Annotated in this window: 6 protein-coding genes; 4 read left to right on the forward strand and 2 right to left on the reverse strand. The window is 68.7% G+C overall.

Annotated features, from left to right (window positions below):
* Positions 1 to 168 precede the first annotated feature (168 nt).
* The gene (locus VKA86_06010) at positions 169 to 2,898 is read left to right on the forward strand and encodes a protein kinase (protein ID HKK70752.1); all 2,730 of its coding nucleotides are present in this window, start codon (positions 169 to 171) and stop codon (positions 2,896 to 2,898) included.
* Between the two features lie 48 nt (positions 2,899 to 2,946).
* Here the strand turns inward: VKA86_06010 and VKA86_06015 are convergent, their stop codons facing one another.
* The gene (locus VKA86_06015) at positions 2,947 to 6,069 is read right to left on the reverse strand and encodes an FG-GAP-like repeat-containing protein (protein ID HKK70753.1); all 3,123 of its coding nucleotides are present in this window, start codon (positions 6,067 to 6,069) and stop codon (positions 2,947 to 2,949) included.
* A gap of 243 nt (positions 6,070 to 6,312) precedes the next feature.
* On the opposite strand from VKA86_06015, the gene VKA86_06020 reads away from it, so the two are divergent.
* From VKA86_06020 to VKA86_06030, 3 genes are all read left to right on the forward strand, one after another.
* A complete protein-coding gene (locus VKA86_06020; GenBank protein ID HKK70754.1) occupies positions 6,313 to 6,903 on the forward strand; it encodes a sigma-70 family RNA polymerase sigma factor in 591 nt (196 codons plus the stop codon).
* Between the two features lies 1 nt (position 6,904).
* The gene (locus tag VKA86_06025) at positions 6,905 to 9,484 is read left to right on the forward strand and encodes a serine/threonine-protein kinase (protein ID HKK70755.1); all 2,580 of its coding nucleotides are present in this window, start codon (positions 6,905 to 6,907) and stop codon (positions 9,482 to 9,484) included.
* Between the two features lie 297 nt (positions 9,485 to 9,781).
* On the forward strand, positions 9,782 to 10,795 hold the full coding sequence (locus VKA86_06030) for a two-component regulator propeller domain-containing protein (GenBank protein ID HKK70756.1): 1,014 nt from the start codon (positions 9,782 to 9,784) through the stop codon (positions 10,793 to 10,795).
* Between the two features lie 260 nt (positions 10,796 to 11,055).
* Here the strand turns inward: VKA86_06030 and VKA86_06035 are convergent, their stop codons facing one another.
* On the reverse strand, positions 11,056 to 12,501 hold the full coding sequence (locus VKA86_06035) for an SEC-C domain-containing protein (GenBank protein ID HKK70757.1): 1,446 nt from the start codon (positions 12,499 to 12,501) through the stop codon (positions 11,056 to 11,058).
* Positions 12,502 to 12,858: the final 357 nt, after the last annotated feature.

The raw sequence follows: 12,858 nt of genomic DNA on the forward strand, positions 1-12,858 counted from the left end.
TCCGCGACGCGGAGGAGATGGCCCAGGTGATCAAGGAGGAGTACCAGGAGCACAGTTTCCTGCGCACGGTGAAGGAGTGGCGGCACACGCCCTGATCGCACGCGCCGAATTGACCCCACCGATCCCAGCCCGTAGAGTCTCGAGCCCTGGTCCCCTCGGAGCCCGCTCTTGATCGGCAAGACTCTCGCCCACTACGAGATCACCGCCCTGCTCGGCAAGGGCGGCATGGGAGAGGTCTACCGCGCACGCGACACGAAGCTCGACCGCGACGTGGCGCTCAAGCTCCTTCCCGCCGAAGTGGCGAGGGATCCCGAACGGACGGCGCGCTTCCAACGCGAGGCGAAGGTCCTCGCGCAGATCAACCATCCGCACGTCGCGCAGATCCACGGCTTCGACGACGAAGGCGACGTCCTCTTCCTCGTCATGGAACTCGTCGAAGGCGTCGACCTCGCGACCCGACTGCGCGGCGGACCGCTTCCGATCGACCAGGCCCTGAACGTCGCGCGCCAGATCGCCCGGGGCCTCGAGGAGGCACACGGCCACGGGATCGTGCACCGCGACCTCAAGCCCGCCAACGTCATCGTCACGCCCGACGGTACGGCGAAGATCCTCGACTTCGGCCTCGCGGTCGCCACCGCGCCGGCCGACGAAGCGGCCGATACGCAGCTCTCACCGACGATCACCGCGGCGCTCACGCGCGCCGGCACATTGCTCGGCACCGCGGCCTACATGAGCCCCGAGCAAGCGGCCGGACACACGTGCGACGCGCGGACCGACGTCTGGGCCTGGGGCGTGATCCTCTTCGAGATGCTGACGGGCACGCGGCTCTTCGGCGAGGACTCCCCGAGCGAGACCCTGGCCGCCGTGATCCGCGCCGAACCGGACTGGGACGCGCTGCCGGCGGAGACTCCGTCCACGGTGCGCCGTGTGCTCGTCGGGTGTCTGCGCAAGAAACCGCACGATCGATGGCACGCCATCGCCGACGTGCGCCTGATGCTCGACGGGGGCGACGACGCCGAGGACGTTCCCATGGCGATCACGAGTCGATGGCGTCCGAGCCCGGCCTGGGTGCTGATCGCCGTCCTCGGACTCGCGATCGGTTGGTTGCTCCCGCGGGGCACGGCGATCGAAGCCACCGAAGTCGACGACGCGATCGTTCGCAGCGCGATCGCGTTGCCCCAGGACACCCAACTCGCCGGTTGGGCATCGCCAGCGGTCGCCCTGTCCCCCGACGGACGTCGCATCGCCTTCGTCGCGATGATCGACGATCACAAGCGTCTGTTCCTGCGCGACCTCGGCAGCGAGACGGCCCTCGAGGTCCCCGACAGCGACGGTGCCGAGGGACCCTTCTTCTCGCCCGACGGGCGCTGGCTCGGTTTCGGGGCGGGATCGATCTCCGGTGCATCGCCGGACCCGCGACGGCTGAAGAAGTACGACGTCGAGACCGGCGTGACGACGACGGTGTGCGACCTGGGCGACTACTTCGGCGGAACATGGCGCGACGACGGGACCATCTTCTTCGTGAACCTGCAGCCGCGCGGGCTGTGGCGCGTGTCGGCCGACGGCGGTCGCCCCGTGCGCATCGGCCCCGACGATCCGGAGCGCCGCCAGGCCTTCGCCTGGCCCCAGATGCTCCCCGGAGGACGACGCGCCCTGGCCATCCGCTGGCCCGACCTCGAGGGTGGATCGGTGGGAACGATCGACCTCGAGTCGGGCGAATTCACCGAGCTGGGTGTGTCGGGCACCTTCGCTCGCTGGGCCCCGAGCGGGCATCTGTTCGTCTCCACCCTCGAGCGCCGGGTGATCGCCCATCGATTCGACGTCGTCGCCGCGAGCCTTCGCCCCGGCAACGTCCCCGTGCTCGAGGACGTGACCGAAGGAGGCAACGGCGCGTCCGTGTTCGCCGTCTCGTCGTCCGGAGATCTCGTCTACACGACAGGATCCGTCGACGGTGCTCGTAAGGACCTGGCGCGCCTCTTCTGGATCGACGAGAGCGGCACCGCCGAGCGCTTCGACCTCGAGCCCGACTTCATCAGCGACATCGACGTCTCGCCCGACGGGTCGCGCCTCGCGGTCTGCATCGGCAATCGCGAGCTCTGGATCCACGACCTCCGCCGCGGCACGAGGCTGCGCCTGCCCCCGGGGGAGATGATCACCAAGCGGCGGCCGCTCTGGACGCCGACCGGCGACGCCATCGTCTTCACCGGCTTCGGACTCGAAACGACGGGGAGCCTGAACCTGTGCCTGCAGCCTGGCGACGGCGTGCGCACGCCCGTGCGTCTCGAGTCGCAGGTCGGAGAGTTCTTCGCCGGATCCTGGGTTCCTGGCACGAGCACCCTGCTCTTCCACGGCTTCGAGACCGACCAGGCCGCGGACATCTCCACTCGTTTCCAGAGCATCGACGTCGACGCGCCCGGGTCCATCGAGACCCTCGACCTCGAGGATCGCCGCATCGCGAACCCGACCCTCTCGCCGGACGGGCGCTGGCTCGCCTACGTGTCCGGAGAAACGGGCCGGAGGGAGATCTTCCTGCGCAGCTACCCGGACCTGCAGCGGAAGATCCCCGTCGGACCCGGCACGAGCGTGCGCTGGTCGTCGAGCGGCGACCGCATGATCGTGGCCCGCTACGCCGGACGACGCATCGTCGAGATCGCGGGTGCGGACTTCGACCCCACGACGGGAGACGTCGCGCCCCTTCGACCCTCGATCGACCTGACCACCTTCGATCACCCGCAATTCGATCCGCGCGGTGCGCTGTACTGGGACTACGACGCCGCGAACGATCGCTACGTCGTCGTCCAGGAGATCCCCGGCGCCGGGGAGATCCGCGCCCTGCAACTCGTGCAGGGCTGGACGCGCGAGATCGAGGAACTGCTGCCGATCCGGAAAGGGCGCTGAGCGGGACGGGGAGGTCGCGACCTGGGGCGACCTCCCCGTCGAAGCACGTCAGCGCAGCAGGACCAGCTTGGTCCGGGCGACGACGTCGTCGGCGCGCAGCACCGCGAAGTACACGCCGCTCGCCCGATCGCGCGCGTCCCACACGAGTTCGTGGCGGCCGGCCGACATCGAACCACCGACCAGCGTGTCGACCTGGCGTCCGCGCGCGTCGAACACGGTGAGGTCGACGGGGCCGGGACGGGCCAACTCGAACACGATCGACGTGCGTGGGTTGAACGGCGTGGGCACGGCGCCGACGAGCCGCGTCACCAGGGGCGTGGACGAGGTGACCGACGTGGCGGTCTGCTGACAGGCGTCGGGGATTCCGTCGAGATCGTCGTCGGCTGCCCCACCCGCAATGTCGCACGCGTCGCGCGTGCCGTTGCCGTTGCAGTCGGCGAAGTCGGGCATGACGAGCGAGCGCACGTGCACCCTTCCGTAGCTTCCCTCGTTCACCGCGCCCCAGGCGAAGTCGCCGATGCCGTCGTCGTTCACGTCGCCGAGGATCGCGATCGATCCGGCGCGGCCCGTGCCGCCGCCGACTTCGGCGTCACCGACGATCAAGTCGGGTTCGCTTCCTGCCTCGAAGCCTCCGAGGTAGACCTGAACGACGCCGCGATCGCCGCCGGACGTCCGCTCGGCGCCCACGAGGAGATCCGCGATCCCGTCGCCGTCGAGGTCGCCGCTCGTGGAAAGGGCGGTGCCGAGAGCCGTCTCCGGCACGCGCGCCGCGAGGTCGCCGTCCGGTGATCCGTCCATGGCGGCGCCGCCGTGGAACAGCCAGATGCTGCCGACTCCCGTCGTGTGGCTGGACCCGCCGACGTATGGATCGCCCACCAGCACGTCGTCGAACCCGTCCTCGTTCACGTCCCCGGCTGGGGCGAGCGAGACGCCGAAGCCACCGCCGTCGCTCGGCCGCACGAGCGTCGGCCCGCGTTCGGACGGACCGCCTGCGTGCGACAGGTAAACGTACGCACCCTTGTTCGACCCGCCGGCATTGGGGCGGCTCACCACCACGTCGTCGAGCCCGTTTCCGTCGAGGTCTCCCGCGTTCACGACGACCTGACCGAACGCGAAGGTCGACCCCGGGTCCGGGATCCACTCCTGCTCGGGCACCGCGTCGAAGGGATGGGTCGAGTAGACGTACACGCGATCGTCGATGCCGAATTCGGCGGAGGGAGAGCCGACGATCACGTCCTGGAATCCGTCACCGTCCACGTCCGCCAGGGCCAGGCCGCGACCGAACTCGATGTCGGTCGTGGGCGCGTCGATCGAGATCGGGTCTTCGAGGATCGTGGACGTGTCGCCACGGTAGAGGATCAGGCTTCCCGCGGAGAGACTCGATCCGTCGGTCGCGCCGATCAGGTCGTCGCGCCCGTCTCCATCGACGTCACCCACCACGACGGAATCGAAGTTGCGGCTCAGATGTAGATCGTCGGTCCCGTCGAAGCCCGACCGACCCAGCACGATCTCGATGCGCGACCCCTCGTCGTGGATCAGATCGCCGCGGCCGTCGCCGTTCAGGTCGCCGCCCAGGACGAGATCGCCGACCCGACGCGTCCCGAAGAAGGGTATCGATACACCCTGTGCGTCGGCCACGAACACGGACTGGCACGCGTCGAGAATGCCGTCGAGGTTGCAGTCGCCTTCCCCGGAGACGATCTCGCATCCGTCGAGCAAGCCGTTCACGTCGCAGTCGAGCGAGGTGTCGGCCGCGATCTGGCAACGGTCGAGGATTCCGTTCACGTCGCAGTCCAGTGCGCCGGCCGTGATGTCACAGGTGTCGAGCGTCCCGTTGCCGTCGCAGTCGGCGGACGGATCGGCGGCGATCTGGCACGCGTCGTTGATCCCGTTGCCGTCGCAATCGGTCTGGCAGCGATCGATCACGCCGTCCTGATCGCAGTCTTCGGCGAACCCGAAGAGGAGCTCGGCCTCGTCGGGGATCTCGTTGCCGTCGCAGTCGGTGAGCAGGCCATTGGCGATGTCCATCGCGTCGTGCATGCCGTTCACGTTCCAGTCCATCCACCACGCGTAGAGCGGGCGCCCATTGCCGCGGCCGCGATAGACGACGTGGATGCCCCCGTAGGCATCGATCGCGATCGAGTTCGATTCTCCGACGCCGCCGAAGGGATCGATGACTTCGGTGCTCCAGGTGTCTCCCGGAGCGGGCGTGACGAGTACGACGTTGCGATCCGAATCGCGGTAGGCGCTGATGTGGGGGACGCCAGCGGGATCGATCGCGATCGAGTTCCACTTTCCCACGCGCCCGTTGAAAGCGGCCAGGTCGACCGACCATGTCCCGTCGTCGTCGCGGAACGCGTACATCAGGTCCTGCGAATCGATACGGTAGAAGCTCACGTGGGGGCGGCCCGCCCCGTCGAGGGCGAGGTCGACGTGTCCCAGGCCCTGCCCGAGCATCACCGTCACTTCTTCGACGATCCAGGTCGAACCGCTACGATACGCGTAGCGCAACGAATGATCGCTGCCGAAGTAGGCGATGCGCGGCTCGTCGAACTGGTCGACCTGGATGTCGATCTGCCGACCGCGACGGTGCCTGAGGTAGACCTCGTCGACGAATTGCGAGAAGTACGTGGGGACTGCCGGGCGTGCCCATCGCAGATCGGCGAAGCCGGCGTCGCTGTAGTGCCCGTCGAAGTAGGCAACCTGCTGGTAGGTGTCGGCGCGATCGACCGCGATGTGCGTGGCGGCCTCATCGACGATCGGCAGGATCGGTTGGACGGGATCCCACTGCGGTGGCAGGGCCGTGCGGAAGAGGTCGCCGGGGAAACCGGTCACGCCGGCCTGGTACCCGATGCCGAGTCGACCGCTGGGCGTGGCGTCGACGTTCACGAAGCCGAAAGGCGTGGCGACGCTCTCGTCGACGACGACCGCACCGTCGGGTCCGACGTACACGGTCTGGTACGGATAGGGGGTGTTCTCGACCTGCTGTGCATAGCCGACGTGGAGACGTCCGTCCGGAGTGACGTCGGTATCGATCCAGTTCCCCGAATCGAAGGGGTCGACCCCGGCGGGAATCTCGAGCGCCCGGATCAGGAAGTCACGGGCGCCGGCCGGACCGGCGTTCGCCAGCAGGACCAGGCAGGCGAGCAGGGGCAGGAAGCGAGCGCGCATGAGGAGCTCCTCGGAGGCGGGGCGGAATGTGCTCTCGAGGGGTCATTCGCAATCGGCGCACGGAATTCGCCACCGAAACCGACGATGTCGGCGCCGCGTGGACCGGCACCGTGGCGAAGCCGCGACGCGGAATCCGAATGACCCGGTGACCTTCCCCCGAGCGCTCCACCGAGGTGGTTCCCGTGACCGATCGCGACCGATCCGCTAGGCTCGTGGTCCCCTGGCAGCGCCGAGGTGTCCACAGTGCCCGATCCCACGCCCGCGGCGATCGAGGACGCGATCCGGTCGGTCCGCGACGGACGGCCCCGGGCCTCCGAGGAACTGCTGCCCCTGGTGTACGAACACCTGCGGCGACTGGCGCGTGCGCGCATGGCCAAGGTCCCACCCGGCAACACCCTGCAACCGACCGCGCTCGTCCACGAGGCGTACCTCCGGCTGTCCTCCTCGAAGGATCCGGCATGGGACGGCCGCGGGCACTTCTTCGCGGCCGCGGCCGAGGCCATGCGTCAGATCCTCGTCGACCAGGCGCGGCGCAAGGCGAGCCTCAAGCGCGGCGGCGATCGCGAACGCATCGAGCTCGACGACGTGGACCTTCGGATCCAACCACCGTCCGACGACATCCTCGACCTCGACACGGCGCTCGACGCACTGGCCGACGAGGACCGGGTGAAGGCCGACGTGGTGTTGTTGCGCCACTTCGCCGGACTCGACCGCGAGGAGACCGCGCGCACACTCGGACTGTCACCACGAACGGTCGATCGTCACTGGACCTACGCGCGCACCTGGCTCGCGCGCGCGATGCGGGACGCCCCGAACGAGCCCGGGAGGCCCTGACATGACCGGATCGGACGACCTCCGCCAACGCGCCGAGAACATCTTCCACGACGTCCGCCAGCTCGATCCCGAAGCCCGCCGCCGCCAGCTCGACGAACGCTGCGCCGGCCACGACGCCCTGCGGACCGAGGTCGAGAGCCTGCTCCGCGAGTACGACGGTCTGGGCACGTTCCTCGAGGAACCCGCCGTCGCGCCCCTGGACGTTCCGCGCAGCATCGGCCCGTACCGGCTCCTCTCGCCCCTCGGGCGCGGCGGCATGGGCGAGGTCTGGCTGGCCGAACAGACCGAACCGATCCGTCGCCGCGTCGCGATCAAGGTGATCCGCCCGGGGATGGACAGCCGCGACATCGTCGCTCGCTTCGAGGCCGAACGTCAGGCCCTGGCCATGATGGACCATCCTGGCGTGGCCAGCGTCCACGACGCGGGCACGACTGATCGTCAACAACCCTACTTCGTGATGGAACACGTCGACGGCGAGCCGATCACGGACTACGCCCGCACCCATCGCCTTTCCGTACGCGACCGGGTGGACCTCTTCCGCCAGGTGTGCGCGGCCATCCAGCACGCGCATCAGAAGACGATCCTGCACCGTGACGTGAAGCCGTCGAACGTCCTCGTGACCGAAGTCGACGGACGGCCGCGCGTGAAGGTCATCGATTTCGGCGTGGCCAAGGCGCTCGGCGATCGCATCGGGGACCAGACGCTCGTGACCGTGCACGGCAGCGTCATCGGCACCCCGGAATACATGAGCCCGGAGCAGGCCGGCGCCAGGGTCGAAACCGTCGACACGCGCTCGGACGTCTACTCGCTCGGCGTCATCCTGTACGAACTGATGGTTGGCGCCCTGCCCCACGAGCCGGCCACCGTGCGCGAAGCCATGTCGATGGGTGCTCTGGGATCGCTGTACGACGAGGACGCACCGCGTCCCACCATCCGGCTGCAGATGCTCGGTCCACGCCGGAAGACCGTGGCCGAACACCGGGGCACGACGCTCGCCGGGCTCGAAGCCGCCCTGCGCGGTGAGCTCGAGTGGATCGTGATGAAGGCGATCGCGCCCGAACCGGGCCGGCGCTACCAGTCGCCCGCCGACCTCTCCGAGGACCTGCTCCGCCACCTCGACGGCGAGAGTGTCGAGGCCGCCCCGCCGAGTCGGACCTACCGTGCGCGCAAGTTCGTGCGTCGTCACCGGGCGGCCGTGGCCACGGTCGGCGTGATCGCTTTCGGCCTCGTCCTGGGGGCGGCCGGCCTGGCCTTCGGGCTCGTGCGCGCGCTCGACGCCGAGGAGCGTGCCTCGCGCGACGCCCGCACCGCCGAGGAGATCACCGACTTCCTCGTCGACCTGTTCCGGGTGAACGAACCCGGCGCCGCGGCCGACACCCTCGTCACCGCGCGTGCGATCCTCGATCGCGGCGCCGACGAGATCCGCGCCTCGCTCGACGACGACCCGCTCGTGCGTGGCAACCTGCTGAACACGATGAGCGAGGCCTACTGGGGACTCGGCCTGTACGCCCGCGCGGATTCGCTCGCCCGCCTGGCGGTCGACGATCTCGAAGGCGTGCTCGAGGATTCCGACGCCCGCCTGGCCGACGCGCGCCGACAATGGAGCCAATCACGGTTCTACGCTGGCGACTACCGGGGCGCGCTCGACATCGCGCAGTCCGCCTTCGATGCGCGTGCCGCCGCTTTCGGACCCTACGACGAGAAAGCCGTGGAGCTCCGCAACGTGCGCGCGCAACTGGTCGGACGCATCGGAGATCCCGAGGAGGCACGCGCGGAGTTCGTCGACCTGATCGCGTACCTGCAGGGCGGAACGGGCCCTTCGATCCACACCGCGCTCGTGTCCACGTGGAACAACCTGGCCGCCATCCACTTCCGGGGACGCGACTTCCCCGACGCCGAGAACGCGCTCGAACGCGCACTGACCGTGCTCGACTCGACCAACGTCGAGGAGCCGGGACGCCGGGTCCGCCTGATGATGAACATCGCGGCCGCCCGCGCGCAGCAGGGCAATCTGGAAGAGGCCACGCCCATGCTCGAGCGTGCGCTCCCCGAACTCGAACGCATCTACGGCCCGGCGCACATGGAAACCATCGGCGCGCGCATGAACCTGGCGGCCTTCCGTCAGATGAGCGGCGACACCGAAGGCGCGGCGGACGCGTATGCGACCGTCCTGCCGCGGGCCGAAGCCGCGCTCGGGCCGGACCACCCGCAGGTCGCACGCGTGCTGCACAGCCAGGGCGTGACCCTGAACGACCTCGGCCGGCACGACGAGGCGATCGTGGCTCTGCGACGAGCCGTCGAGATCCGCACCGCGATCTTCGGACCCGATCACGACGACACGGTCGCGAGTCTGCTGTCACTGGCCACGGGATACGGCGGCGCCGGCGACACGGAGCGGTTGCGATCGGCCTTCGACGATGTCGTGTCACGCCGCGCCCGGAAATTCGGCGAGGACCACGTCGAAGTCGCGCGCGACCTCGACGTCTACGCCGAGGCCCTCGCCGCCAACGGCCTCGAAGACGAAGCCGCGGCGATCCGCACGCGCGCGGCCCGCATCCGCGATGCGCAGCCCGAGGGCTGAGTGGGGACGTCGGCCGAAACGCCCGAGGTGCCTCGGATCAGGGTATTGCCCACGACTCGCGATCCGAATTCCGGGACGTCACGCCGACAGTGGAAGAGGCGGTGAACTCCGATGAACGGAGCATTCGTCGAACGAGCATCGCCGGGGAAGCGCTCCGATCCCTCGCCGGAACGTCATCGAATCGCTCGACCGCGATTCGTCCCCGAACGTGAACTCTTCTCCAACCTTCCCGGACCCCGGGAACGCGGCGTCGCCCTCGGAGTAGACTCGCTCCCCCGAGTTCATCGAGAGGAACCCATGCGTATCGCCCTCGCCATCATCCTGTTTCTCACCGGAGTCACGCCCGCCCGTGGCACTTCCGTCCAGGAGCCGCGTGACTTCGTGACCGTCGCCCCCGACGTCGAAGAGCCGATCAGCCGTTTCGTCCGCCGCATCCTGCAGGACCAACGGGGAGATCTGTGGATGGGCACGAACGGCGACGGCGTCCTCCGCTACGACGGTGAGCGGCTCGAGAGATTCTCCGTCGACCAGGGCTTCGGCGGCGTCGCCGTCCGCGGCATCGTCGAGGACGACGACGGCGACCTGTGGTTCGGCACCGAGCGCGGTCTCACCCACTACGACGGCACGACCTTCACCCACTACGCCGAGGCCGACGGCCTGGTCGGCCACGACGTCTGGAGCCTGGCGCTCGACGATCGGGGCGACCTGTGGATCGGCACGCTCGCGGGCGTCAGCCGCTACGACGGATCGGGATTCACAGCCTTCGACCTGCCGGAGGTCGAGCCCGACCGCGGGCGCGGCGTCGCGAGCTCGCATCTGGTCCGTCGAATCCTGCAGGACAGCCACGGCAGGATGTGGTTCGCGACCGGCGGCGGCGTGTTCGTGCAGGACGGCGACGCGCTTCGGCACCTGACCGTCGACGACGGACTCTGCGGCAACTCCGTCAACGACATCCTCGAGGACGGCGACGGCGACTTCTGGTTCGCCACGCATCACCATGGCGTGTGCCACTTCGACGGTGAGACCTTCACCCACGTCACCGAGACCGGCGGCGTGCAGGGAACCGAGGTCTGGAGCTTCGCCACCGACCGCGCGGGCAACGTCTGGTTCCCCGTCGAGGGCTTCGGCGTGTACCGCTACGACGGCCGGGACTTCGTACGCTTCCACGAAGAGCAGGGGCTGACCAGTGGTGCGATCCAGTGCATCTACGAGGATCGCGAGGGTCGGCTGTGGTGCGGGGGATACATGGGTCTGTACCGGCTCGAGGGTGATGTTTTCGTGAGCGTCGCGGAGGGCGGGCCGTGGCGGTAGGACCGGCGGCTGATGCCGGTCGGTATCGTGGCCCGGACTCGATGGTGGGAGAGACCGTGGTCCCGCACTGCGGTCGGCCGGGTGGGGTGCGGCCACGGGCGGCGGACTGAGCCGCGGCGTGGCGGGCGAGCCCAGTCGGCCCGTGAAGCGGTTCGTTCCGTGACGCTCTCGACGTCGATCGGCGCGGACTCCTCGTACGGCGCGTGCGTGCCACCGGTCAGGCTGTCTTCGTACGCCGTGCCGCGACCCCCGACCACCGCTCAGAGCCCGAGTTCCCTTCGCAGCGCCGCAACGTCAGGCCGCATCACGGTGCTCGTGTCGTCGCGCGCGCTGAAGTCCAGCAGCAACACCTCCAGCAACTCGCGGCCCCCCGGTGTCTTCGCTGCCTGCCGCGGTGTGGCACCGCGAAGAGCGGGCAGCGGAGTGTCGGGCCACGTGCGCCAGTGCTCGGCGTTCATGTGCGTCAGCATCGCCTGCACCTCGGGAGATCTCTGCAGCTCCTCGAACTCGCCCCTCCGCACCGACCGCGAGGACGACTTTCCTTCGACTGCCCTTCCGGCCAGCTGCTGCTCGACCGACTCGATCACGTTGCCGATCAGCACGGCTCGCTCGCCGAGCCGCGTGGCGATCTCCTCCTGGATCGTCTCGGACCGAGATCGGGAGTTGACCTCCACGCTCATCCGGTCGCCACGAACCTCGATGTGCCCCAGCACGGTGCTCGTCCATTCGGAGTGCTGGGCATTGCCCTCCTTGATCCACGGGAACCGCACGGCGAGCAGAGTACCCGACCGGTCGCGCTCGCACTCGTCCTCGAAGGCATCGGGATCGTCTTCGAGGGTCAAGGGCAGCAGGGCGGTGAAAGCGTCCTGCGGTGAACACTCCAACCTGTACTCGACTCGCGTCAGCTCGAACGGCTCCCCATCCGTGTTCTGCAGGGTGGGGAGGGCGGGATCGAGAATGTCTTCGCGCAGTTCCAGATAGAGTCCGCGCAGCTCGATCCGGTAGTCGTCGAGAACCTCGGCGTCGAGATCACGATCGCGGGCGATGCGTTCGCGGAACGTGACGATCGCGTCGAAGTAACGCGAGGGAATCGGATAGGGAGCGCAGCCCAGCATGATCGCCTGGCCATCCATGCGCACGACCTTCGTGAATACGATGTCGCCCGGACGGAGCATCGTCGAGGCCTGCCGTTCGCGCACGGTCACCTCGTTCTGCCGGAAGATGTCGCGGAGCTTGATCTCTCGGCCCGGAACGGGCGCGAGCACCAGGTAGAACGTGAACGGCTCCTCCGACGCCGCCTCGATGAAGCGCAGCTCGTAGGAGTCCAGACGCGTTCCCTTGCGTCGGGCGAAGTGACGGGCCGGTGGAATCGCGGGGCGCTGGACGTGCTCGCTCTCCCAGCACTGCTCGGGCTCCCAGTCGAACAGCATCCACGGTGGGAACGAGGTGTCGGACTCCGGCCACTCGTCGTGTGCAGCGGGCGCGTCGGGCCAGAGCAAGTACTCGTCCCATGCCTCCTGGAGCGCGCCGGGACCGTAGTAGCGGTCCACGTGCACAATCATCTTCTCCACCAGCTCGCCCTCGGTCCGACGCATGCGCAGCCAACCGGTCTCGGCGATCGACGCCGATTCGTCGCGAGGAAGGCAGCACTTCTTGTGCTTCTTGCCGCTGCCGCAGGGGCAAGGGTCGTTACGGCCGCGGGACATGGAGGCCTCCTTGCTGTGGGAATCCCCCGACGTGGCTTCTCAGGCCTTCGTTTCAGCCTAGCCGCATCGAGCGGCGTCCTTCAACTGCGTATCGATCGTCGGCATCGTTCTCGGCCTCCGAGCCCTCGCTTCGCGACACGGCCGAAGACCACGAGCCCCCGGAGCGCGACCGGAGTCGACGGCTCGTTCGTGAACGATCCGCTCGCTCTCGTCCCGCGACGGAGCTCTTGCGCTCAGTCCCATGCGACGCGGGTGTGGATCGGCGATGCGCTTCCAGATCCCGAAGCGATACTCGCGCTACCCGCGCGCCCGGGTCTGATCGGCGCACTCGAAGAGCTCCTCGGCTGCGGCGTCGAG

The sequence above is a fragment of the Candidatus Krumholzibacteriia bacterium genome (assembly GCA_035268685.1).
Taxonomy (GTDB): domain Bacteria; phylum Krumholzibacteriota; class Krumholzibacteriia; order JAJRXK01; family JAJRXK01; genus JAJRXK01.

What these genes read in the sequence shown, in the direction of transcription:
- VKA86_06015 (HKK70753.1), bottom strand. Translation starts at nt 6,069, where the DNA reads ATGCGCGCTCGCTTCCTGCCCCTGCTCGCCTGCCTGGTCCTGCTGGCG.
- VKA86_06025 (HKK70755.1), top strand. Translation starts at nt 6,905, where the DNA reads ATGACCGGATCGGACGACCTCCGCCAACGCGCCGAGAACATCTTCCAC.
- VKA86_06030 (HKK70756.1), top strand. Translation starts at nt 9,782, where the DNA reads ATGCGTATCGCCCTCGCCATCATCCTGTTTCTCACCGGAGTCACGCCC.
- VKA86_06035 (HKK70757.1), bottom strand. Translation starts at nt 12,501, where the DNA reads ATGTCCCGCGGCCGTAACGACCCTTGCCCCTGCGGCAGCGGCAAGAAG.